The organism is Methylobacillus sp. DLP286, from assembly GCF_056636515.1.
In genome coordinates this window covers 1,317,937-1,341,291 of the sequence record NZ_CM153145.1, presented here as the reverse complement: position 1 = coordinate 1,341,291, position 23,355 = coordinate 1,317,937, and the positions used below count along the sequence as shown (strand labels likewise).

The following is a 23,355-nucleotide window of genomic DNA, read 5'->3' as shown; positions in this document are numbered from 1 at the left end:
CTTGTTACGGCAGCCCTACTGGGATGTTGCCCATGATGAGGCCAGGCGAGTCTGATTCGCCCGATCCCGGCGTGGGGGTCGAGGGCAGCATGCTGAGCACGCGGTCGAGGTTATGGCGCGCATCCCAGAAGCTGTGGTCGAGACGCAGTGATTGCTCGTAGGCCGTACGTGCCTGGTTGAGCAGGTATTCCGTCTCGTCTCGCACAGTGATGTCCCGCCCGTTCACCGCCAGGCCGCGCAGGAAGAAGATGTTGCCGGTATTGAACTGCACTGCGGATTTTTGTGTGTCGTCGCCTTTTTCCAGCAGTTGCCCGAACAGCTGTGTTGCTTCCTGGTAGCGTCCGTTGCGGGCCTGCCAGTAGGCCACCGCGAACTTGGCCTCATAGCTGTCCTGGCGCGTACTGGGGGATTTGCCTTGCTGGATGGCCTGGTTGAAGGCGCGGATTTCCCGGATCTGGTAGGCCTGCCATCCGGCCAGGCCGAGAGAGCCGATGGCGAGTAGGGCGAATCCCCAGGTGAGCTTGCTGGCGCTTAGTGCCATGTTCTGACCTCGATGAATTTTGCCAGCAGCAGCAACGACAACAGCACGGCTGCCAGCAGGTAGCAATAAGGGGCGAAATCGCGGCCGGGAATTTCTTCCTGGTAGCGGATGGGTTTCTTTTCCTTGCGGTTGATGTCCTCGATCGCGGCTGCCAGCGATTTCGGGTCTTCGGCCTCGTAGGCCTGGTAGCCGGTGCGCAAGGTCTTGAAGAAGTCGTTGAGCTCGAGCGCGGGCGGCAGCGGCTTGTCTTCGGGGGGCACATAGCTGGTATCGAAGATGCTGGTGGCGCCCGGCTGGCGCAGCACGATCCAGTAAAGCGTGACGTTCATGCGCTCCAGCCAGTCGCGGATTTTCTGCTGGGTGTTGGCGCCCATGCGGCCGCCGCCGTCGGACAGCAGGATGATGGCGCGCGAACCCGAGTCAGGGGTCTTGTCGAACTGGGCGAGGCCGGTAGTGAGGCCGCTGCCGATATTGGTCTGGAACAGGGCTGCACCACCGGCAGCACGAATCGCCGCCAATATGGCCTCGCGGTTGTCCGTGAGCGGCAAGGCGTGCATGGCGGAGTTGCTGAAGGTGACCATGCCGAACATGTCGTTACTGCGCTCATTGACGAAATGCGTGATGAGGCGCTCGGCCGCCGCGGCCTTGGATTCCCCGGCGACGCCGCTGGTTTCCGCACCCGAGAAGGCTTCGTCCATGCTCGCGCTGCGGTCGATCACCAGCACCAGTTGCGCGCCCTGGCCAATGCGCTCGATATATTGCGCATCGGTCGCCGGCCCGGCGGCGCCCAGCAGCATGAAGCACAGCGCCAGCGCGGCAAGTATTTTCAGCAATATGCCCAGCAAATCCGAGAGGCGGTCGCGCGGCAGCAGGCTCAGCCAGGAATAGCTGCGGCTATGCTGGCGGTCCAGTAACAAGGGCACCAGGCTGAGCGGCAGCAGCATGAGCAGCCAGGCATGGTTGAAATTCACTTACTTCATCCCCCGCTCGATGTCGCGGCAGCGGCGGCCGAACTGGCGCAGCCATGCGTGCGGGTCTGCCGGGACGTTCCGCTCGGAGCTGTCGAAAAATATCGCTCGGGACAATAAGAAGAAGCGCGCGACATCTTCCGCCAGCGGGGCGAAAGCGGGCTTGATGCGGATGATCTCCTCGGCGCTGAAGACGCTTTGCCTGCAACTCTGCTTGAACGCTTGGTGCAGGTGGTTGACGGCCGCCTCCAGCCCATCCGCGTCATGGCCGGTTTTCTTCAGTTTGCGATAAGCCTTGGCGAACGGACCGCCCATGCGGGGCAGCCAGGCGTGGTTGCCCAGGATGTACAACAGCCCGAGCAGGCTCAGGCCGAAGATGGCGAATGCGCCGTAAAGAACCTGCCGTTGCCTATGATCGCTGATCAGCAACGGGCCGCGCAGCGGGCTCATGTCCTTACTGATATTGACCGAGCCATAGACGGCCAATGGCGAAATGCGGAAATTCCAGCTGGGGATGCGCACCTGGAACAGCTTGCCGTCGCCGGAAAACTTCACGAACTCTGGCGGCAGCGCCGCCGGCTTGGCGACGATGCTGGAGGTGAATACCTGGTAGCTGAGTTCCAGCGTGTAGATGTTCTGGCCGTTCTCATGCGACTCGCTGAGCTTGCTGGCGTAGAGCTCGATGCCTTGTTCCTTGTTGCGGTAGCGTTTCTGGTTGCCGGGAATGGGCAGCGAGGTCGGCAGCAGCTTGTACTGGTCGTTGACCTTGAGCGTGATGGTGCGACTGAGGACATCGCCCACGTGGTACCCCACTTCGCGTACCGGGTTTTTGTCGATGATCTCGACAGGCGGGTCGTCGGCTTTTGTGGCAGGAGTTTCAGCCGCTGGAGCCTCAGCCGCCTGGGCCGGGATGATTGCCAGCATGACGGCCAGCAATAGGAAGGTATTGAATCTGTGGAGTGCGATCATGTTCATGCCGTCACAAACTGGTAGAAGTATTCCGTCAAGGCGTCTGCGTCGAAGCCTTGCTCGATAAAGAAGGGCGGGACGTCAAAGCGCATGAACAATGCGTTGAGTGCGGCATGGCGTTCTGCAAATGCCGCTTGGATGCGGGCGTGGGTGGATTTGCGCAACATCAGCGTGCGCTTCTCGCCGGTCTCGCTGTCGGTGACATGCGTCAGCCCGAATTCGGGGATGGCGCTGTATTCGGCGGCATCCCACAGTACGATCGGCACGATATGGTGCCGCTGCATGGAAACCAGCGCTTCCTCGAGCGCCTCCAGTGGCATGTGGAAGTCCGAGACCAGCAGGACCAGCGCGCGTTCGCGCGGCAGATAGCGGCTGATCTGCAGGATGCCTTCACTACCAATATGTGGAGGACGGTAGTCTTTCAAGGATTCAGCCAGCAAGTAGGCCGCCTGCACTCGCGTGCTGGCGGGGATCACCCAGGCGTCGTTGATTTCCTCGTCGAAGCCGATGAAGCCGAACGGGTCGTTGACGCGCGAGGCCGACTGTGCGGCGGAGGCGGTGATTTCCGCGGCAATCCTGAGCTTGTTGAAATGGCCGGAAAACCCCATGGAGCCGGACAGGTCGCAGGCGACGAACACGGGCACCGCGCTGCGCTGGTTGTAGATGCGCACATAGACCTGTTCCATCGGGTCGCGCAGGCTGAGGCGCAAATCGATACGGCGTGGGTCGGGATAGGAGATCAGGGGCGCATGCCCGACGAAATCCATGCCCAGCCCGCGTTGTGCGCTGGCATGGCGTCCAGGATGGCGGCCGCGGGAACGCCAGCCGATCTGGTAGCTAAATTCCTTGGCTAGCTCGTTCATGGCGTTCAGGTGGCGCTGATGGTGTGAATGGCCTGGCTGAGCAGTTCGCGTGCAATCTCGGTGCGGCGCATTTCGTAAATCGGGTTGAAGACCAGGCGGTGCGCGATGGTTTCGTGGAACACGGCATGAATGTCTTCGGGCAGCACCGCCTCGCGGCCGTTGAGCCAGGCGTTGACGCGCGCGGCGCGCATCATCATGGCGATCCCGCGCGGACTGGCGCCGGCCACCACCAGGCGCTTGATGTCCACGCCTTCGACCTTGAGGCCGTAATCGGCCGGGCTGCGGGTTGCCAGCCAGAGGTCGAGCGTATAACGGCGCAAGGCAGGGCTGGCCTGCACGCTGGACTGGATCAGCGATGCGATCTGGTTGAGCCCGTCGAACTGCAGGATGCCTGGATTCACCTGGTCGACCAGGGCATCGACGTCATGGAAGCGCGTCTCGAAAATCAATGATTCCATGATGTCGGCGTCGGCCGGGACGGTGATGGGGATTTCCATCATGAAGCGGTCGCGCGCGGCGGAGGGAATTTCGAAGGTTTCCTCTTTTTCCACCTGGTTGCGGTCGGCGAACACCAGCATGTGGGGGAAATGATGCTCGCGGTTGAAGGCGGACAAGGTGCGTTCCGCCATCACGCGCAACAGCAGCGAGTGCACCTGCGGACGTGCGCGGTTGATTTCGTTGAAGAAAAACACCGACAGGTTGGTGCCGTGCGACAACAGCGGGCCCGGGCTCACGTGCGGGCGGCCGTCATCGCCGAGGTAGGTGTGGTACACCAGGTCGTTGGGCATCAGGTCTATGGTGCCCTCGATACGCTGGTAGCCGCCGCCGATGCCTCGCGTGAAGGCGCGCAGCAATGTCGTCTTGCCGACGCCGACATCGCCCTCGAGCAGTACGTGGCCACGGGCAAAGATGGCGGTGGTGATCAGGCGTATCGCATTGGCCTGGCCGACCACGACCTGATTGACGTTGTTTTCCAATTGCAATGCCTGCGCACGCCAGTCGGCCAATTGACGGTCACTCATGTGGTGGATTCCAGTACTAGGTTGAATGGTTGATGGGGAAAATTTCCCGTATGGTAGGGTTTTTAATTCATGGTGTAAACAGATCGGTATAGTTTTGGCGCGAGCTAGCCGTTTTGTGCCGTCATACACGGCAAGCCGGTGGAGCCGCGACTGGATTTGCGGAGATTTATTAATACTTTCACAGCTTAGGGCTTTTGTTAAAAAGCATTTCAGGCGAAAATAACGGGATTATCAGTACAGAATAATTAAATGCAAAAACAGAATAGTTTCACCTTTGAAGAATTGCTTTCCTGTGGTCGTGGCGAAATGTTCGGGGAAGGCAATGCGCAATTGCCCTTGCCGCCGATGTTGATGTTTGACCGGATCGTCTCCATTACTGAAGATGGCGGTCAATATGGCAACGGGCAGATTATTGCGGAGCTGGACGTCAGGCCCGACCTCTGGTTCTTCAACTGCCATTTCGAGGGCGACCCGGTGATGCCGGGTTGTCTGGGCCTGGATGCCATGTGGCAATTGGTAGGTTTCTACCTCGGCTGGATGGGCGGCAAGGGCCGCGGCCGCGCATTGGGCGCGGGCGAAGTGAAGTTTACCGGCCAGGTGCTGCCTACTGGTAAACTGATTACTTATCGTATTGACCTCAAGCGCGTGATTATGCGCAAGCTGGTCATGGGCATCGCCGATGCCCACATGGAAATTGACGGTCGCGAAATTTATGCAGCCAACGACTTGCGCGTCGGCCTGTTCACACGCACCGACAATTTCTAGCAGATATATTCTGCTGAAACAGCCTATCGCTATTGATTGAATTAATGTGGGAGAACACGCAATGCGTCGTGTCGTCGTCACCGGGATGGGCATCATTTCCAGTCTCGGTAACAACAAATCTGAAGTCCTGGACAGCCTGAAGGCAGGCCGTTCCGGCATCCGTTTTCAACAGGAATATGTTGATCAGGGGCTGCGTTCGCACGTCGCCGGCTCGATCGAGAACCTCGAGCTGGAAGCCCTGATCGACCGTAAGCTCATGCGCTTCATGGGTAAAGGGCATGCTTACGCCTGGCTGGCCATGCAGGAGGCGATTGCCGATGCCGGCCTGCCGCCCGAGCTGGTGTCCAATATCCGCACCGGCCTGATCGTGGGCCAGGGCGGCGCCTCGCACGAGAACATCCTGTCCGGCGTAGATACCTTGCGTGCCAAGGGCGTGCGCCGCGTCGGCCCTTACATGGTGACCAAGGCCATGGCGAGCGGGGTGTCCGCATGCCTGGCGACGGGTGCCGAGATCAAGGGCATCAACTATGGCATCAGTTCCGCCTGTGCGACCAGCGCCCACTGTATCGGCGCAGCCGTGGAGCAGATTCAGCTCGGCAAGCAGGATATTGTGTTTGCCGGCGGCGGCGAGGAGGAGCACTGGACGCTGTCCTTCATGTTCGATGCCATGGGCGCATTGTCCAGCAAGTACAATGCGACGCCGGAGAAAGCATCGCGCACGTATGACGTCGACCGCGACGGCTTCGTGATTTCCGGCGGCGGTGGCATCGTGGTGGTTGAGGACTACGAGCATGCCAAGGCGCGCGGCGCAAAGATCTATGCCGAAATCGTCGGCTACGGCGCGACTTCCGACGGCTACGACATGGTGGCGCCTAGCGGCGAGGGTGCGGAGCGCTGCATGCGCCTGGCCTTGCAAGGCGTGGAAGGCCCGGTGGATTACATCAACACTCACGGCACCAGCACGCCGGTGGGCGACGTGAAGGAACTGGAAGCGATCCGCGCCGTGTTCGGCGGCAGCGATGTCGCGATTGCTTCCACCAAGTCGCTGTCCGGCCATGCGCTTGGCGCTGCGGGCGTCAATGAGGCGATCTATACCCTGCTGATGATGGAGAATAACTTCATTGCGGCTTCGGCTAATATCGACAATCTCGACCCGGCAGCCGAAGGGCTGAACATCGTGCGCGAGCGCATCGACAACGCCGATATCCAGACCGCGGTGTCGAACAGCTTCGGTTTCGGCGGCACCAATGCCACGCTAACATTCTCGCGCAGGCAGCTTGCTTGATCTGATTGAACGGGGCCGATGGCCCCGTTGTCATGTTGGAGTCTGGAGTGTGTATCAAGGGCTGTAGGTATGAAACGCTATGAGAAGCTGGTGCACGACATCGCGACCGCCATTCGCTCCGGCGTGCTCGCTCCAGGCGAGAAACTGCCTTCCGTACGCCAGGCCTGCCACAATCACAAGCTGAGCCCGGCCACCGTCTTCCGCGCCTATTACGAGCTGGAAAACCTGGGCCTGATCCGCGCCCAGCCCAAATCGGGCTATTACGTCAGCAACCATGCAATCAAGCAGCTGGCTTCCAAGACCACGCCCGCGCCTGGGCAGGAAAGCACCGCCGTCAGCATTTCCGATATGGTGTTTTCCATCCTTGGCTCGATCAAGGACCCGGACACGGTGCCGCTTGGCTCGGCTTTTCCCTGGCCGGGATTGTTCCCGCTGGAGCGCCTGTCCCGCTCATTGGCGCATGCCACGCGCGACATGGGCCCGGCCGCCATCGTCGAGTCATTGCCACCCGGCAACCGCGACCTGCGCCGGCAGATTGCAAGGCGTTATCTCATGCAGGGCATAGAGGCGGATGTCGATAGCATATTGATTACCAATGGCGCCTTCGAGGCATTGAATCTGTGTCTCGAGGCCGTCACCAAGCCCGGAGACCTGGTCGCCATCGAGTCTCCTGCCTTTTACGGGTGCTTGCAGGCGCTGGAGCGCCTGCAGCTGAAAGCGGTGGAAATCCCGGTGGACCCGGTATTGGGCATGGATCTGGATTATCTGGAAAAAATACTGGAAAAATGCCCGATACGCGCTTGCTGGAGCATGACCAGCTTCCAGAACCCCATGGGGGTTTCCATGCCCGCGGAGCGTAAGCAGGCGCTGGTCGAGCTGTTGACGCGGCACAGCATTCCCTTGATCGAGGACGACGTATACGGCGAGCTCTATTTCGGCATGCAGGAGCACAGGCCTGCCAAGGCGTATGACAAGGAAGGCTATGTCATGCATTGCAGCTCGTTCTCCAAGACGCTGGCGCCCGGCTACCGCATCGGCTGGGCGTTGCTGCCAAGCCGCTTCGAGCGCGAAGTGGAGCGGCTCAAAGTGATCACTTCCTTATCCACCAGTACGATCGCCCAGGCGGCGATCGCGGATTTCCTCCAGCATGGAGGCTATGATCGCCACTTGCGCAGGCTCCGCACCAAGTTCGAGTTGCAGCAATATCAGTATCTGCACTTGATCGCGCAGCATTTCCCCGCGGAAGCGCAGGTGACGCGACCCCATGGCGGGTATTTCCTCTGGGTGGCCTTGCCGGAGGAGGTGGACGCATTGACGTTGTTCCAACGCGCGCTGGAGCAGGGAGTGAGCATTGCGCCCGGCCCGATCTTCTCTGCCAGGCGTCAATGCTGCAATTGCATCCGCATCAATTACAGCAAGCCGGTGGATGCGGAGATCGAGCGGGCGTTCAAGACCTTGGGACGTTTGATGGGTACGCTTGAGAGGCGCGATGCGGCCATCAGTGCGGACGAAAGGTGAGGTTGCCTGGCTGTGATGCCAGCCAGGCCTGTTGACCAGCTTTTATTCCTTGATCGTGACCGACTCGATCACGATGTTCTGGAATGGCGCGTCGCCGCCGTCGGTGGGCATGATCGCGATACGCTGCACCACATCCATGCCCTTGATCACGCGGCCGAACACGGTATAGCCCCATCCCGTCTCGGAGCGTTCGCTGAAATTGAGCGAGGCGTTGTTGGCGACGTTGATGAAGAACTGGTCGGAAGCCGAATGGGGATCGCCGGTGCGTGCCATGGCGATCGTGCCGGTGGCGTTGGTCAGGCCGTTGTCCGCCTCGTTCCTGATCGGCGGATGCGTGGGCTTGGGCTCGAAATTGGCGTCCAGCCCGCCGCCTTGGATCATGAAGCCTGCGATCACGCGGTGGAAGATCGTGCCTGCGTAATGGCCTTCCTTGGCGTAGCGGATGAAGTTGGCCACAGTGTTGGGGGCTTTTTCGCTATTGAGGTCGACGACGATCAAGCCCTCGCTGGTCTGGATTTCGGCGAGCGGCTCGGCCATGGCCGGCATGGTTCCCAATAGGAGGACCAGGAGTGTTGGCAGATGCAGGAGTTTGGACAGCATAGAACAATTTCCTCAATGACAGGTTGGGGCTGAAGATACGGACAGCGGGGCAAACAAATACACCAGGCCTTCCAGGTCTACGTGGTTGAGCGCGTAGGTGGCCTGCTGCTGCACAACGGGTTTGGCATGGTAGGCCACGCCGCAGCCGGCGGCAGACATCATCTTGAGGTCGTTGGCGCCGTCGCCGATGGCGGCCACCTGGTCGTGCCGCAGGCCCAGCTCCTGGCGGAAGCGCTCCAGATAGTCGGCCTTGGCCTGGGCGTCGACAATATGGCCGAGCAAGCGGCCGGTCAGCTTGCCATCGACGATCTCCAGCGAGTTGGCCTTGGCGACGTCCAGGTCCAGCATGGCCTTGACCCGGTCGGCAAAGAAGTCGAAGCCGCCAGACACCAGCATGGTCTTGATGCCGTGCTGCTTGCACGCCGCGATCCAGGCTTGCGCGCCGGGCGTCAATTGCAGGCGCTCGTCGATCACGCGCTGCAAGGCAGACGCGTCCAGCCCCTTGAGCAGGGCCACGCGGCGGCGCAGGCTTTCGGCAAACTCGATCTCGCCGCGCATCGCGCTCTCCGTGATCGCCGCGACTTGCGGCTTGAGGCCTTGCATGTCGGCAATCTCGTCTATGCATTCTATGGTGATCAGGGTGGAGTCCATGTCCATCACCGCCAGGCCCAGGTTGTTCAGCTGATGTTTGTCTTCCACCAGCGCGACGTCAATGCGCTGCTCGAGGCAGAACGCATGCAGTGCGGGAGGAATCTCCGCCTGGCCAGCCAACTGATAGGCATGTTCGCCGATCTGGATAAACTGCTGGTGGCTGGCGCTGAGTAGCTGGTGGATATGGGCCAATTGCTCGAATCTGATTACCGGGCCCTGGATGACGAGGCGCATATGCGAAAACACTATGGGGTGAAAATTGGGCTTTATTATACATGGCTGCAACTATTGCCGGATTCGAACTTGCTTGCCTGCTGATGCGGCCCCTGGGTCTCCGTGCTGGCGCAATACGGGGATTTGCGCGAAAATACGCTATTAGTCCATCATAAAAGTAAAAACATGAATTTGCATGAGTATCAGGCTAAGGCGCTGCTGCAGCGTTACGGCGTGAACGTGCCGCGCAGCCAGGTGGCGGAGACGGCACAGGCGGCGGTGGATGCCGCACGAGCTCTGGAGGGCGACGCCTGGGTGGTCAAGGCCCAGGTGCATGCCGGCGGCCGTGGCAAGGCCGGCGGCGTCAAGCTGGTGCGCAACCTGGACGAGGTGCAGGATATCGCGGTCAGCCTGCTTGGCAAGCGCTTGGTCACCTACCAGAACGCTCCGGATGGCCAGCCCGTGGAAAAAGTGCTGGTCGAGGAAACGCTGCCGATCGCCCGTGAACTGTATGTCTCCATGCTCGTGGACCGCTCGCTGGAGCGCGTCGTGCTGGTGGCTTCGGCTGCGGGCGGCATGGAAATCGAGGAAATCGCCAAGGACAGTCCGGAAAAAATCCTGCAGGAGGTCTGCGACCCGCTGAACGGGCTGGTGGATTACCAGGCGCGCAATATCGCGTTTGCCCTGGGACTGGCCGGCGACCAGATCGCGGCGTTCACGCGGCTGGCCAAGGGGCTGTACCGCCTGTTCAAGGAAAACGACCTGGCATTGCTGGAAATCAATCCGCTGATCGTTACCGCGGAAGGTGCGCTGGTGGCGCTGGATTGCAAGATGAGCGTAGATGACAATGCGCTCTACCGCCGCCGCGAACTCGCGGAGCAGCGGGACTGGAGCCAGGACGACGCCAAGGAGGCCGAGGCGCATAATGCCGGGCTCAACTACATCGCATTGAACGGCAATATCGGCTGTATGGTGAACGGCGCCGGCCTGGCCATGGCGACCATGGACCTGATCAAGCTGCACGGCGGCGCGCCCGCCAACTTCCTCGACGTCGGCGGCGGCGCTACCGCGACCACGGTGGCGCGCGCGTTCAAGATCATTCTCGCCGACCCTAACGTCAAGGCCATTCTCGTCAATATCTTCGGCGGCATCATGCGTTGCGACATCATTGCCGAAGGCATCATCACTGCGGTCAAGGAAGTGGGCATCGAGATTCCCGTGGTGGTCCGCCTGGAAGGCACCAATGTCGAGCTCGGCCGCAAGATGCTGAGAGAGAGCGGCTTATCCATAATTTCTGCCGCAGGCCTCACCGATGCCGCGCAGCAGGCAGTAGCAGCAGTGAAGGCGTAACGATGGCAATACTGGTCAACAAGCATACCAAGGTCCTCTGCCAGGGCTTTACCGGCAAGCAGGGCACATTCCATTCCGAGCAGGCGCTGGCCTACGGCACCCAGATGGTGGGCGGCGTCACGCCGGGCAAGGGCGGTCAACGCCATCTCGACCTGCCCGTTTTCAATACCATGCGCGCCGCAGTGGGCGAGACAGGGGCCAATGCCTCGGTGATCTACGTGCCTCCCGCATTCGCCGCGGATTCCATCCTGGAAGCCTGCGATGCGGGCATCGAGCTGATCGTCTGCATTACCGAGGGCATACCGGTGCTGGACATGCTCAACGTCAAGGCGGCGCTCCAGGCCAACGGCGCGCGGCTGGTCGGCCCCAACTGTCCTGGTGTGATCACGCCGGACGAATGCAAGATCGGCATCATGCCCGGCAGCATCCACCTGCGCGGCAAGGTCGGCATCGTATCGCGCTCCGGCACCTTGACCTATGAAGCCGTGCACCAGACGACGGCGCTGGGCCTGGGGCAATCCACTTGCGTCGGCATCGGCGGCGACCCGATCCGCGGCATGGATTTCGTCGACTGCCTAGAGCTGTTCGAGGCCGATCCGGAAACCGAGGCGATCATCATGGTGGGCGAGATCGGCGGCAGCGACGAAGAGGCGGCGGCGGAATACATCAAGCAATACGTGAGCAAGCCGGTCGCGGGTTACATTGCCGGCCAGACGGCGCCAGCGGGCAAGCGCATGGGGCATGCAGGCGCGATCATTTCCGGCGGCAGCGGCAAGGCCGAGGACAAGATCAGGGCATTGGAGCAAGCCGGGGTCGTGGTGGCCAGTTCGCCGGCGGGGCTGGGCGAAGCGGTCCAGGCCGCGATCAAGGCCAAGCAATAGATATTGGGTAGGCAATTTGTGTTCAATTTATCAGCCATGGAAATCTCTATGTTGCGTCGTTTAACTGCAGTGGTGCTCTGTAGCGCATGGCTGGGCATGGCGGCAGCGCCCGCCATTGCGCAGGACCAGGTGCCTTACCTCCTGACCGTGTCGTCCAAGGGCGACCTTGCCACCGTCAAGTCATTGCTGAACAGCGGGGTCAATCCCAATACCAAGGATGCGGAGGGCATCACCGCCCTGATGTACGCGGCGCGCAAGGACAAGGCGGACGTCGCACGCGCCTTGCTGGAAAAAGGGGCCGACGTGAACGCCAAGGATGCGGGCGGCTGGACGGCGCTCATGTTCGCAGCCAAGAAGAACTTTGTCGCCACCGCCAAGGTATTGCTCGAGCATGGCGCGGATGCCAAAGTGCGCGACGAATCCGGTTGGAGCGCATTGGGCATGGCGGCAACCTCCGGCTACAGCGAAATGGTGGGCCTGTTGGTGGAACGCGGCATCGATCCCAGCAGCAAGAGCGACGACGGCAAGAGCATCCTCATGTATGCCGCCAGAAACGGCGATATCGACACCATCAATACCCTGCTGGCCCAGGGCGCCGACATCGCCGCACGCGACCGTTTCGGCCTGACCGCGCTCATGTATGCGGCGCGCGAGGGCAACGCAGAGGCGACCGCATTGCTGCTCGACAAGGGGGCCAAGGTGGACGCCCAGGACAAGACCAAGTGGACAGCGCTGGGCTGGGCAGTCAAGAAGTCCCAGGAGGCAACGGCCAAGGTGTTGATCGAGAAGGGCGCCAACGTCAACCATAGGGATTCCGAAGGCACGCCCATCCTGCAATATGCAGTGAGCGAGGGCAATGTCGAGCTGGTCAAGCTGCTGCTGGCCAGCGGCGCCGACGTGAAGGCCAAGGACCAGTACGGCCTGACCGCGCTGGTCTACGCCCTGAAAGGCAAGAAACCCGAAATCGTGCAGTTGATCAAGGATGCAGGTGGCAGCTACTAAAGTGCAGTTATGCCGGATGCAGCAATGTCGCGGATGCCGGCTTTTGCAAATTGCAGGCGTGACATGAAGATCGCGGTTGCTCAACTCAACGCCACGGCCGGCGACCTGGGAGGCAATGCCGCCAGGATCGTCGAACAGGCCCTGCGTGCCGAAGCCGTCGGGGCGACCTTGCTGCTCTGTCCCGAACTGGCGTTGTCCGGATATTCTCCTGAGGACCTGCTGTTGCGGGACGATTTCAACCAGGCATGCGAGCGCGCGCTGCATGCCTTGGCGCAGGAGTTGCCCGCTGCATTGACCGTGGTGGTCGGGCATCCGCGCAAGCATCTTGGCAACCGCTATAACGCGGCCTCGGTGCTGGAGGGCGGCAAGGTCCGCCATACCTATCATAAGGGGCTGCTGCCCAACGACAGCGTGTTCGACGAAGTGCGCTACTTCAGCGAGGGCAGCGAGGCGCTGGTCATCGACCACCGGGGCCACAGGCTCGGCATCGTGATCTGTGCCGACGTCTGGGCGCCCGAGCCCGCCCGCCGCGCGCGCGATGCGGGCGCGGACTTGCTGCTGGTGCTGAATGCCTCGCCGTATCACATCGGCAAGCAGCAGGAACGCCATGCCGTGGTGCGCGACCGCATCAAGGAAACCGGGTTGCCCGTGGTCTATGCCAACCTGATCGGCGGCCAGGATGAGCTGGTATTCGACGGCGCGTCGTTCGTGATGAACGATGAAGGCACATTGACGCAGCAACTGCCGTCATTTGAGGAGGCATTGGGCATCGTGTCCTTCAGCGATGGGGCGCCCGAGCTGGCGGAGGTGCATCCTGTGCCCGAGCTGGAACCGGCGGTTTACCAGGCGCTGAGCCTGGGGTTCCGGGACTACGTCGTTAAGAACAATTTTCCCGGCGTGCTGCTCGGTTTGTCGGGAGGCATCGATTCCGCGCTGACATTGGCGATTGCCGTGGATGCGCTGGGTGCCGACAAGGTGCAGGCGGTGATGATGCCTTCGGAGTTCACGGCTTCCATCAGCATGGAGGATGCCCGTGCGATGGCGGCAGGGCTCGGTGTGCGCTATAGCGAAATTGCGATCGGCCCGGTATTCGAGTCGTTCTGCGCCGCATTGGTGCCGGAGTTTGCCGGCAAGCCGTTTGACACTGCGGAGGAAAACCTGCAGGCGCGCATTCGCGGCACCTTGCTGATGGCGATTTCCAACAAGTTCGGCGGCATCGTGGTGACTACCGGCAACAAGAGCGAGACTGCGGTAGGATATTCGACACTGTATGGCGATATGGCGGGCGGGTTTGCCTTGCTCAAGGACGTTTCCAAGACATTGGTCTACCAGCTGGCCAAATACCGGAATATGATCAGCCCGGTGATTCCGGAGCGTATCATCGTGCGGCCGCCGTCGGCCGAATTGCGCCATGGGCAGACCGATCAGGACAGCTTGCCGGATTACGCCGTGCTGGACGGTATCATGGAGGCTTACGTCGAGCACGACTACAGCTGGGAAGAAATTCTGGCGCTGGGTTACCGTGAGCAGGACGTGCTCCGGGTTACCCGGTTGATCGACAGGAACGAGTACAAGCGGCGTCAAGCCCCTATTGGAGTCCGTGTGACGAAACGCGGGTTTGGCAAGGACAGGCGCTACCCATTGACCAACAAGTTCGCGTTCAATGGGTAGTTTCGAGACGGAAAGCAAACAGGAGAAGGAACAAGCGATGAAGAAAATTGAAGCAGTGATCAAGCCATTCAAGCTCGACGAGGTGCGCGAGGCGTTGTCCGAGATCGGGGCAAACGGGCTCACCGTGACCGAGGTGAAGGGTTTCGGCCGCCAGAAAGGCCATACCGAGCTTTACCGCGGCGCGGAGTACGTGGTGGATTTCCTGCCCAAGATCAAGGTCGAGCTGGTGGTGACCGACGATATCGTCGATGCGGCGGTGGAGTCCATCATCAAGGCCGCGCGTACCGGCAAGATCGGTGACGGCAAGATTTTTGTCACGCCCGTGGAGCAGATCATCCGTATCCGTACCGGCGAGACTGACGAGGCTGCCATTTAATTAGCCTACGCGTTCGTTTTACCCAAATGTTTGCCTTGAATGGAGAGTGAGCTGTGATCAAGATCAAGCAGATGCTGCATACCGGCATCATCGTGTCCGACATGGAGCGTTCGCGCGCCTTCTACGAGGGCGTGCTCGGCCTGGTGCCGAGCGACAAGCGCCCGCCATTGAGCTTTGACGGTGCCTGGTACGATATCGGCATCAACCAGTTGCACCTGATGGTCGTGCCCGATCCCTATGCCGATGCCGAGCTTCCCGCCCACGGAGGGCGCGACTACCACGTGGCCTTTGCCGTGGACGACGTGATGGAGATCAAGCAGGCATTGGACGAGGCCGGCGTGGAGTACACCATGAGCATGTCCGGGCGGGCGGCCTTGTTCTGCCGCGATCCCGACGGCAATGCGATCGAGTTCTCCGCCGTGAAGATGGATTGACCGCGCTGTTCATTGCGTCGATCAGTCCGGGAGCAACCGGCTGATCTTGTCGAGCAGACAAAAAAGCCTGGCATCATGCCAGGCTTTTTTTTGCGTTTAATGCTTTTCCTGCTGCCGGCTGAGCAGCGTGCCGGCGACGATGAGCGCCAGCACTATGCCTTGCGCGGTCAGTGTCTGGATGGTGGGGTATATGCCCAGCAGCGGCAGGCTGAAGAAGTGGATGCGGTCTGCGGCAATGACGCCTGCCTCCTGCAACGCTGCGATGCCATTGCCTGCAAACACGACGGCCAGCAAGGCCAGCAGGCCTGCCGTGGCGGCAAAGAACTTGCCCAGCGGCAGGCGGACGCTGAATTTGAGGATCGCCCATGAGATGATCGCCAGCAGGACGGCGGCCGCTACAATGCCGCCGACCACTGCGCCCTGGCCCTCCGCTCCTGCCTGCGCCCAAAGCGCCTGGTAGAACAGGATGACCTCGAACAGCTCACGGTATACCGCGAGGAACGACACCCCGGCAATGGCCCACCAGGTGCGCTTGTTGAGCGCGGCGGTCACGTGGTGGCTGATGAATTGCTGCCAGGCGTGGGCGTGCGACTTGCTGTGCAGCCAGTAGCCCACGTACAGCAGCATGGCGGCGGCAACCAGCGCGGTGACGCCCTCTGTCATCTCGCGGCCAGCGCCGGAGATGGTGAGCAGGTAGCTGGCGACGAACCAGGTGACGCCGCCCAGCACGACGGCGAAGATCCAGCCGAGGTGGAAGTAGGGCAGGGCATCACGCCTGCCGGTCTTGCTGATGAAGGCGCTCAATGCGGCGAGGATCAGGATGGCTTCCAGCCCTTCGCGCAACAGGATCAATAGCGAGCTGACGAACGCGGTCACGCCGGTCAGGCTGCCGGACCCCAGCCTTTCATCGGCTTCGTCGAGCAGGTCGTTGATCCGATCGATTTGCGCTTCGACTTCATCAGCGCCGGCATTGCGCGCGATGGCGCTGCGCAGATCCATCATGTGGCGCTCGATATCGAGGCGGAGCGGCTTGTCGATGTTGTCCAGGCTGTTTTCCACCAACTCGAAACCTTCGAGGTAGGCGCTGATGGCATGCTGGCGCGCATTGGCATAGTCGCCATCGCGATAGGCTGCCAGCGCGGCCTCCAGCTTGCTGCGCGAAATGTTGAGCGGATTGCCGGCAACCGCCTGCAACGCGGACGGCTGTGCGGCAAGGTAGGTTTGCACGTCGCTGAGGCCGGCCTGCTCAAGCTCGGCAGGGGCCTGCATCACCAGTTGCTTCAGGCTGCCCAGTTCCGTCTTGCCGCGGCCCTGTTGCCATGATTGCTCGCCAGCGGCCTTCTGCTCGTCGGTGGCGCGCAAGATGCTCACATAGAATGCCAGGCTCCAGCGGTCGGCCTCGGGCAGCTGCGCATAGGATTGCATGGGGGTGCCGTTCACTCCCAGGGTGATGGTGTTGTACAGGCCGTAGATGCTGCGCATGCGCATGCGGTCCTGGTCGTGGAAATTGCTGGGCTCTGGTTCCAGCCCCTTTGCCAGCGGGCCATCCCCGTGGCCGGTGACGCCGTGGCAGGCGGCGCAGGTTTCGCCGAACAATTGCGCGCCGCGGTTGAGGTCGGGAATGTCCTTGGGCGCGACGGTGATCTTGTACGCCTGAATCACGGCAAGGCGCAGGTTGTTGGCAGTTGCCGATACGGCTTCGCCTTCCGCTTTTGCCAGAATCTGCTCGCGCAGCTTTGCCGCCTGCTTGAGCAATTCCGCCTGCTGGGTAACGGCAGGCAGTTCCGAAATCAAGTTGGCGGACTGGGTGGCGAACTCGAGCTGTTCTTCATATTCCTCGGGGTTGAGCACCTCGCCGCCCTGCACGAACTCGGGGTAGTCCACGCTGACGTAATCCAGCATATGCACCGCAGTCTGCGCTTTTTCTTCATTGGTGACGGCGAATGCAGGGTGATAGCTGGCCAGCCAGATCAAGCTGCCGATCACAAGCATGTGCAAGGGGGGCAACAGGCGGGACAGGACAATGGGCATCATGAGATATAACCTTGTTTTAATGCAGGTGCGGGTAATGTCGTATTTTATCAACTTATGGCAAGCCAGTCCTGGCGCAGTTGATCCTGTTCCGGTTTGCGTTTGTCGCCCACGGCGAGCGTGACGTTGGCGAGCGCATGGTCGCGTGGCTTGATGACGGCAGTCATGAGTTCGTCGCGCCGGAAGAAATGCAGGTTGATTTGTTTACGCCCGCGCTTGAGCTGCTGCTTGAGGCCCTTGGCGCTGGCCTTCAGCTTGTCTTGCGCGACGAGCACGTCGCCTGCTGCCAGCCCTGCCTGTTCAGCCGCGCTGCCGCTGAAGACATGGCTGATGCGGGTGTCGTCGTTCGCGAGCTGCAGGCCCAGCCATTGGCGTACCAGGTCGGCATCGCCGGTTTTGGGAGCTGTATAGCGGATGCCAAATTTCGACAGCAGCTTTTCCAGCGGCGGGTCTTCGCAGCCTTGCACGCAGTCGCGGAACAGCGAGGCGAGCCTGTCGCCGCAGGTTTCCCTGATCAATTCCTGCATGCTGCCTTCATCTACGAGCATGTCGTGTTTGAAGTTTTTCCAGAGCGCCAGCATGACGTCGTCGAGCGAGCGCCCCTTGAGCCGCAGGCTGAGGTCTATCGCCAAGGCGACCAGCGAGCCCTTGAGGTAATAGCTGACCTGGCTGTTGGGCGTGTTTTCATCGGGTTTGTAGAGCTTGATCCAGGTGTCGAAGCTGGACTCCTCCAGCGACTGTACTCGGCGCCCCGGCGTGCGCAGGTAGCGCGTGAGGTCCTTGCTCAACGCGGCGAGGTATTCCTGCTCGCTCATGAGGCCGCTGCGCACCAGCGCCAAGGTGTCGTAATAGGCGGTGAAGCCCTCAAACACCCACAATAGGCGCGTGTAGGCCTCGCGGCTGAGGTCCAGGTTGGCAAAGGCGCTGGGGCGGATGCGCTTGACGTGCCAGGCATGGAAATACTCATGGCTGCACAGGCCGAGAAAGTCCTGGTATTGCTGCCGGTCGTGCTGTTCATGCTTTACCGGCAGCCAGCTGCGCGGGCAGATCAGGCTGGTGGAGTCGCTATGCTCCAGGCCGCCGTACTGGTTGTCGGCTGCGGCATAAAGCAGGAAGTCGTAGCGCTTGAACGGGGCCTCGCCGAAAAAGCGGATATGGTGTTCGCAGATTTTCTTCAGGTCGCGGCTGATGGCTTTGAGGTCTGCTTCGTGCCTGCCCGAGACGACCAGGCGGTGCGGCACGCCCATGGCCTTGAACTCCGCAATCGCCAAGGTGCCGATCTCGACCGGGTAGTCGATCAAGGCCTGGTAGTCGCTCGCCTCGTAGAGGCCGAAGCCGTTCGAGCTAGTTTTGTGGGCCGGCAGCGTGGTGGCGATGGTCCAGCCTGCATAGGCCTTGCCCGGATGGTGGATTTCGACACTGCAATGTTCCTGCTCTTGCCCGGCTACTTGCAGGAACAGGCTGCTGCCGTTGAAGTAGGCGCGGGTGTGGTCGAGGTAGGCGGTGCGTACCGAGAGGTCGTAGGCGTACACCTGGTAGCGGATGACGAGCGGGTGCTTGCAAGGCGCTGCGACCCAGGTGCTTTTGTCGACTTTGCGCAGCTCGACTTCTTGCCCATCGCTGCTTGCATTGATACTGACGATGTGGCGCGCGAAATCTCTGACCAGGTAGCTGCCGGGTAGCCAGGCCGGCAACGACAGGCGCTGGCCTTCGGCTGCCGGGTGGGCGATGCGGCATTCCAGCTCGAACAAGTGGCTTTGCGGCGTATCGAAACGCACGTCATAGTGGATATTGTGTGGCTTCATTGGCAGTAAGCTCGATCAGGTCAGTATCAATATGAAAAAAGCCCGCCGCCGGGCGGGCTTTTCCGTGTCAAGCAGAGTGTTGCTTAAGGATTACTTGGCGACAGTGGCGCCGGCGGGAGCCTCAATCTTGGCCTTGCTGCGCAGGTCGGTCAGCAGTTTTTCCAGGTTGCGCTGTTGCAGCTGCTTTTGCAGGCCTTCCTTCACGTCATCGTAGGAAGGCGGTTGCGTGGTGCGGGTGTCTTCCAGCTTGATCACGTGCCAGCCGAACTGGGTCTGCACCGGCGCGGTGGTGTACTTGCCCTTTTGCAGCTTGGCGACGGCATCGCTGAACGGCTTCACCATGCCGGCCGGTGCGAACCAGCCCAGGTCGCCGCCTTTTTCCTGTGAGCCGGGGTCCTTGGATTTTTCCTTGGCCAGCTTGGCGAAATCACCGCCCTTGCCGAGCTGGGCGATGATGTCCTTGGCTTCGGCCTCGGTCGGCACCAGAATGTGGCGCGCGCTGTATTCCTTGTCGCCCAGCTCCTGCTTGTATTTCTCGTATGCCAGCTTGGTGTCGGCCTCGCTCACGGGATGCTTCTTGATGTAGTCCTGCAGGAAGGTGTTGACCAGCAGTTCGCGGCGGGTCAGCTCTTCCTTGGCAAGGTAGTCAGGCTGCTTGTCCAGGCCAGTGCGCTGTGCTTCCTGGTAGATCAGTTCACTGCCGATCAGCTTGTTGATGATGACGTTCTTGACGTTGTCGTCCACATTCTGACCGCGGGAAGAGGCTTCCTTGGCAATGTAATCGTACAGGGATTGCTTGATCGGCTTGCCGTTGACGGTGGCAACGCTGCCGTTGGCGCCAGCAGCAAAAGCGGGTTGCAGGATACCGAAGGCAACCGTGGCAATCAGGGCGCTGGTAGTGAGTTTCATGAGAATTCCTTGGCTGGTTAAAATGGATGTCATAAAGTTGAGCGTGCTAACGTATCAGTCAATTGTGACAATAGGAGGTTCATCTGCCGCAATCGCCTGGATGCTGAGCGCATGTATTTTCTGTGGGATCAGGTCGCCCAGTATTGCATAAACCTGGCGATGCCGCATGACCTGGGACTTGCCGGAAAATTGAGCGCTGGCAATGGTCACGAAGAAATGCCCGCCGCCGTTGTTGCCGGCGTGGCCCTTGTGCAGGGCGCTGTCGTCACGGATCTCCAGCGCGGTGGGTTCCAGTATCGAGAGTCTGCTGCGGATTTCTTCTGTCAGGGTCATGCTGGCAATGTCTTGCGGAAAGGTTTGACTGTGACAGCCGAATAAACGCCTGCGTTCACGAACGGGTCGTCATTGGCCCATGCCTGTGCCGCCTCCAGGCTGTCGAACTCCGCCACGATCAGGCTGCCAGTGAAGCCGGCCGGGCCCGGATCATTGCTGTCGATCGCAGGGAAGGGGCCGGCTAGCAAGAGGCGGCCCGCATCCTGCAAGGCCTTCAGGCGCTCAAGGTGGGGAGGGCGGGCGGCCAGACGCTTTTCCAGGCTGTCGGGGACGTCTTCCGCGATGATGGCATACCACATTATTTTTTATCCTGTTCGGTGATGTGCTTGTTGAGCAGCAAGGTCTGGCCGATCACGAACACGAACATCAGGCCCATGGTGCCAAACAGCTTGAAATCCACCCAGAGGTCGGTGGAATAGTTGAAGGCGACATACAGGTTGAGGAAGCCCAGCAGCAGGAAGAACATCGCCCATGCCAGGTTGAGGCGGCTCCAGATCGGGTCCGGCATGGCAATCTGCTTTTCCATGAAGCTGCGGATCAGGTTGCGTTTGAACAGCCACTGGCTGCCCAGCAGGCCGACGGTAAATACCCAATAGAGGATGGTGGGCTTCCATTTGATGAAGCTTTCATCGTGCAGCCACAGGGTGGCGCCGCCAAACACCACGATGATGACGCCGCTCATGATCAGCGCATTGTCCACCTTGCCGGTCCTGGCCTTGGCCCAGACGATCTGGGCGATGGTGGCGACAATCGCAGCGGCAGTGGCTTCGTAAATGCCGAACAGCTTGTAAACGATGAAAAAAAGAATAACCGGGAATAGATCGTAAAGAAACTTCATGTGTCGTCCGCAGGCCGTGCGCTAGGGTGCATCGGGATTAGGTTTTAAGTTGATGCGGTATTTTGCTATGATTCGGCAAGACTAACAAGCTGTACTGCCAACCCGCCTCCATGCCATCCCTTATCGACTTGCATAGTCACTCCACGGTTTCTGATGGATTGCTCGCGCCGGAGGCGCTGGTGGCGCATGCCGCGGAGCAGGGCGTGAAGGTATTATCCCTGACGGATCATGACGATACTTCGGGTCTCGCAATTGCGGCCAAGGTGGCAGCCGAGCACGGCATGCAGTTCATCAACGGGGTGGAAATTTCCGTCACCTGGCGCAGGCGCACCATCCATGTCGTGGGTTTGAGGGTGGATCCGGACTATGCCCCGTTGCGCGACGGGCTTGAAAAAATCCGCGCAGGACGCCATGTACGCGCGGAAGGCATTGCCGCCAGCCTGGAGAAATTCGGCATCAGCGGCAGCCTGGAGGGCGCCTACGCCCATGCCGGACAAGGCATCATCGGACGCGCGCATTTTGCGCGTTACCTGATCGAGCAAGGATACGCCTCCAATATGAAGAGCATATTCAAGCGCTACTTGGTCAAGGGCAAGCCAGGCTATTTCGAGCATCACTGGGCCACGCTGGAGGAGGTCGTCGCCTGGATCAACGGCAGCGGCGGCATGGCGGTGCTCGCACATCCCGGCCGCTACGATATCGGGCGAAGCAATATGCTGTTATTGTTGGAGGAGTTCCGCAACCTGGGCGGCGAGGCGATCGAGGTTGTCACCGGCAGCCATACCGCGGACCAGTTCCAGGAGTACGCGAAGCTTGCGCATATGTTCGGCCTCAAGTCCTCCATGGGTTCCGATTACCACGGCCCGGGCCATGGCTATATTGAAATGGGCCGGCTGCCGGATTTGCCGCGCGGCTGCATCCCGGTCTGGCAGGATTGGCCGGAAACCCGATCGCTTAACAGTTAAGGTAGAGTCAAGTTGGCGCAATATTTTGTTATTCATCCTGAAAACCCTCAGACGCGTCTGATCAACCAGGCGGTTGCCATCCTGCGCGATGGCGGCGTGATCGCCTATCCCACGGATTCCAGCTATGCGCTTGGCTGCATGCTGGGCAACAAGGACGCGCAGGACCGCATCCGCGCCATCCGCGGCGTGGACGACAGCCATCATTTCACGCTGGTCTGCCGAAACCTGGCCGAACTTTCCACCTATGCCCAGGTGGACAACAGCCAGTTCCGGTTATTGAAAGCCAATACGCCGGGGCAATATACCTTCATCCTCAAGGCCACGCGCGAAGTGCCGCGCCGCTTGCAGCATCCCAAGCGCAGCACCGTGGGCCTGCGGGTGCCGCAGCATGCCGTCACCCTGGCATTGCTGGAAGAGCTGAACGAACCGATGTTGAGCATGACGCTGCAACTGCCCGGAGACGACGCGCCCCTCAACGAAGCATGGGAAATCCGCGACCAGCTGGAGCACCAGGTGGAACTGGTGATCGATGCCGGCGCATGTTCGATCGACCCGACCACGGTGATCGACCTCACGGCGGAAAGCCCCAGCCTGATCCGCCTGGGTGCGGGCGATCCCGCGCCGTTCGGATTGGAGGCATGATGGAGCTCACCTTGATCCAGAAAATCGCCATCTACGCCTTGCCGGTGATTTTCGCGATTACCGTGCATGAGGCGGCGCATGGCTACATCGCCCGCTATTTCGGCGACACCACGGCGGAAAGTATGGGCCGGATTACGCTCAACCCCATCAAGCACATCGACCCGATAGGCACCATACTGGTTCCGGCATTGCTGGTACTTTCCGGCACCGGCTTCCTGTTCGGCTGGGCCAAGCCGGTGCCTGTCGATTATGCGCGCCTGCGCAACCCTAAGCAGGATATGCGCTGGGTGGCTGCTGCAGGCCCTGCGTCGAATTTCCTCATGGCGATTTTCTGGGCGATGGTCTACAAGTTTGCCACCACCTTGTCGGGCGACTTTGCCATGCCGCTCAGCCTGATGGGGCAGGCCGGCATCCTGGTCAACGTGGTGCTGATGGTGCTCAACCTGCTGCCGTTGCCGCCATTGGACGGCGGCCGGATTGCGGTCAGCCTGATGCCCAACCAGATGGCGTATAAATTTGCCCAGGTCGAGCGCTACGGCTTTATCATTCTGCTGGTATTGATGTTCACTGGCATCCTGTCCAAGATCATGATGCCCTTCATCATGCTCTTGCTGGCAATGTTTGCCGGTATTTTCAGCTGAACTATCAAACCAGGAATCAGCAGACCAATAATCACCAAGGAGGCTGTATGGCGATGCGGATTGCGCTCTGGTGCTGGCCTGA

The 23,355-nt window shown here is 60.6% G+C and carries 25 protein-coding genes; 12 read left to right on the top strand and 13 right to left on the bottom strand.

From position 1 onward, the window contains the following. Window positions 1-4: 4 nt before the first annotated feature. Genes ACWXTG_RS06440 through ACWXTG_RS06420 form a run of 5 tightly spaced genes read right to left on the bottom strand, consistent with a single transcriptional unit; the run spans window position 5 to window position 4,363 of the window. Window positions 5-541 (bottom strand): hypothetical protein, encoded by a 537-nt coding sequence (locus tag ACWXTG_RS06440; protein ID WP_480221096.1) that lies wholly within the window; start codon window positions 539-541, stop codon window positions 5-7. Then, window positions 532-1,512: a vWA domain-containing protein gene (locus ACWXTG_RS06435; protein WP_457137367.1), complete on the bottom strand. Its 981-nt coding sequence runs from the start codon at window positions 1,510-1,512 to the stop codon at window positions 532-534. Before ACWXTG_RS06435 ends, ACWXTG_RS06440 begins: the two co-directional genes overlap by 10 nt. After that, a complete protein-coding gene (locus ACWXTG_RS06430) occupies window positions 1,513-2,478 on the bottom strand; it encodes a hypothetical protein (RefSeq protein WP_480221095.1) in 966 nt (321 codons plus the stop codon). A gap of 2 nt (window positions 2,479-2,480) precedes the next feature. Then, window positions 2,481-3,341, bottom strand: a complete 861-nt coding sequence (locus tag ACWXTG_RS06425; RefSeq protein WP_480221094.1) for a DUF58 domain-containing protein — start codon at window positions 3,339-3,341, stop codon at window positions 2,481-2,483. Between the two features lie 5 nt (window positions 3,342-3,346). Then, the gene (locus tag ACWXTG_RS06420) at window positions 3,347-4,363 is read right to left on the bottom strand and encodes an AAA family ATPase (protein WP_309566740.1); all 1,017 of its coding nucleotides are present in this window, start codon (window positions 4,361-4,363) and stop codon (window positions 3,347-3,349) included. A 249-nt stretch (window positions 4,364-4,612) separates the two neighbouring features. Here ACWXTG_RS06420 and fabA point away from each other — a divergent pair, with 249 nt between their 5' ends. The 3 genes from fabA (at window position 4,613) to ACWXTG_RS06405 (ending at window position 7,931) form a co-directional block, all read left to right on the top strand. Beyond that, a complete protein-coding gene (gene fabA, locus ACWXTG_RS06415; protein ID WP_309566741.1) occupies window positions 4,613-5,128 on the top strand; it encodes a 3-hydroxyacyl-[acyl-carrier-protein] dehydratase FabA in 516 nt (171 codons plus the stop codon). A gap of 61 nt (window positions 5,129-5,189) precedes the next feature. Beyond that, complete coding sequence (fabB, locus tag ACWXTG_RS06410) at window positions 5,190-6,413, top strand: beta-ketoacyl-ACP synthase I (protein WP_480221093.1); 1,224 nt, start codon at window positions 5,190-5,192, stop codon at window positions 6,411-6,413. 69 nt (window positions 6,414-6,482) lie between these two features. Further along, window positions 6,483-7,931, top strand: a complete 1,449-nt coding sequence (locus ACWXTG_RS06405; protein ID WP_480221092.1) for an aminotransferase-like domain-containing protein — start codon at window positions 6,483-6,485, stop codon at window positions 7,929-7,931. A gap of 42 nt (window positions 7,932-7,973) precedes the next feature. On the opposite strand, the gene ACWXTG_RS06400 is transcribed toward ACWXTG_RS06405, so the two are convergent. Together ACWXTG_RS06400 and serB are read right to left on the bottom strand one after the other, a co-directional pair. Next, a complete protein-coding gene (locus ACWXTG_RS06400; protein WP_309566744.1) occupies window positions 7,974-8,531 on the bottom strand; it encodes a peptidylprolyl isomerase in 558 nt (185 codons plus the stop codon). Between the two features lie 12 nt (window positions 8,532-8,543). Next, complete coding sequence (serB, locus tag ACWXTG_RS06395; protein WP_309566745.1) at window positions 8,544-9,416, bottom strand: phosphoserine phosphatase SerB; 873 nt, start codon at window positions 9,414-9,416, stop codon at window positions 8,544-8,546. Window positions 9,417-9,581: 165 nt separating this feature from the next. Between serB and sucC the strand changes: the two genes are divergently transcribed. From sucC to ACWXTG_RS06365, 6 genes are all read left to right on the top strand, one after another. Continuing rightward, window positions 9,582-10,745, top strand: a complete 1,164-nt coding sequence (sucC, locus tag ACWXTG_RS06390) for an ADP-forming succinate--CoA ligase subunit beta (RefSeq protein ID WP_407993812.1) — start codon at window positions 9,582-9,584, stop codon at window positions 10,743-10,745. A 2-nt stretch (window positions 10,746-10,747) separates the two neighbouring features. After that, window positions 10,748-11,626: a succinate--CoA ligase subunit alpha gene (gene sucD / locus ACWXTG_RS06385; protein WP_407993811.1), complete on the top strand. Its 879-nt coding sequence runs from the start codon at window positions 10,748-10,750 to the stop codon at window positions 11,624-11,626. A 48-nt stretch (window positions 11,627-11,674) separates the two neighbouring features. Then, complete coding sequence (locus ACWXTG_RS06380; RefSeq protein WP_407993810.1) at window positions 11,675-12,628, top strand: ankyrin repeat domain-containing protein; 954 nt, start codon at window positions 11,675-11,677, stop codon at window positions 12,626-12,628. Window positions 12,629-12,691: 63 nt separating this feature from the next. Next, entirely contained in the window at window positions 12,692-14,299 is a 1,608-nt protein-coding gene (locus tag ACWXTG_RS06375; protein ID WP_480221091.1) for an NAD+ synthase, read from the top strand. A gap of 37 nt (window positions 14,300-14,336) precedes the next feature. Continuing rightward, window positions 14,337-14,675, top strand: a complete 339-nt coding sequence (locus tag ACWXTG_RS06370) for a P-II family nitrogen regulator (protein WP_309566749.1) — start codon at window positions 14,337-14,339, stop codon at window positions 14,673-14,675. 53 nt (window positions 14,676-14,728) lie between these two features. After that, window positions 14,729-15,109 carry a VOC family protein gene (locus ACWXTG_RS06365; protein WP_407996954.1) on the top strand — a complete coding sequence of 127 codons (381 nt, stop codon included), beginning with the start codon at window positions 14,729-14,731 and terminating at the stop codon, window positions 15,107-15,109. Window positions 15,110-15,205: 96 nt separating this feature from the next. Here the strand turns inward: ACWXTG_RS06365 and ACWXTG_RS06360 are convergent, their stop codons facing one another. The 6 genes from ACWXTG_RS06360 to ACWXTG_RS06335 form a co-directional block, all read right to left on the bottom strand. Beyond that, on the bottom strand, window positions 15,206-17,143 hold the full coding sequence (locus ACWXTG_RS06360; RefSeq protein ID WP_480221090.1) for an FTR1 family protein: 1,938 nt from the start codon (window positions 17,141-17,143) through the stop codon (window positions 15,206-15,208). A gap of 47 nt (window positions 17,144-17,190) precedes the next feature. Continuing rightward, window positions 17,191-18,945, bottom strand: a complete 1,755-nt coding sequence (locus ACWXTG_RS06355; protein ID WP_480221089.1) for a M61 family metallopeptidase — start codon at window positions 18,943-18,945, stop codon at window positions 17,191-17,193. 90 nt (window positions 18,946-19,035) lie between these two features. Then, on the bottom strand, window positions 19,036-19,887 hold the full coding sequence (locus tag ACWXTG_RS06350; protein WP_480221088.1) for a peptidylprolyl isomerase: 852 nt from the start codon (window positions 19,885-19,887) through the stop codon (window positions 19,036-19,038). Window positions 19,888-19,908: 21 nt separating this feature from the next. Further along, on the bottom strand, window positions 19,909-20,187 hold the full coding sequence (locus tag ACWXTG_RS06345; protein WP_480221087.1) for a BolA family protein: 279 nt from the start codon (window positions 20,185-20,187) through the stop codon (window positions 19,909-19,911). Beyond that, entirely contained in the window at window positions 20,184-20,486 is a 303-nt protein-coding gene (locus ACWXTG_RS06340) for a YciI family protein (RefSeq protein WP_480221086.1), read from the bottom strand. The genes ACWXTG_RS06345 and ACWXTG_RS06340 overlap by 4 nt, the downstream gene beginning before the upstream one ends. Next, on the bottom strand, window positions 20,486-21,025 hold the full coding sequence (locus ACWXTG_RS06335; RefSeq protein ID WP_480221085.1) for a septation protein A: 540 nt from the start codon (window positions 21,023-21,025) through the stop codon (window positions 20,486-20,488). Before ACWXTG_RS06335 ends, ACWXTG_RS06340 begins: the two co-directional genes overlap by 1 nt. Window positions 21,026-21,135: 110 nt before the next feature. Between ACWXTG_RS06335 and ACWXTG_RS06330 the strand changes: the two genes are divergently transcribed. The 3 genes from ACWXTG_RS06330 to ACWXTG_RS06320 are packed head-to-tail and all read left to right on the top strand — an operon-like array spanning window position 21,136 to window position 23,273. Beyond that, complete coding sequence (locus tag ACWXTG_RS06330; protein ID WP_480221084.1) at window positions 21,136-21,990, top strand: 3',5'-nucleoside bisphosphate phosphatase; 855 nt, start codon at window positions 21,136-21,138, stop codon at window positions 21,988-21,990. A gap of 12 nt (window positions 21,991-22,002) precedes the next feature. Continuing rightward, window positions 22,003-22,632: an L-threonylcarbamoyladenylate synthase gene (locus ACWXTG_RS06325; protein WP_309566758.1), complete on the top strand. Its 630-nt coding sequence runs from the start codon at window positions 22,003-22,005 to the stop codon at window positions 22,630-22,632. After that, the gene (locus tag ACWXTG_RS06320) at window positions 22,632-23,273 is read left to right on the top strand and encodes a site-2 protease family protein (RefSeq protein ID WP_309566851.1); all 642 of its coding nucleotides are present in this window, start codon (window positions 22,632-22,634) and stop codon (window positions 23,271-23,273) included. The genes ACWXTG_RS06325 and ACWXTG_RS06320 overlap by 1 nt, the downstream gene beginning before the upstream one ends. Window positions 23,274-23,355 lie beyond the last annotated feature (82 nt).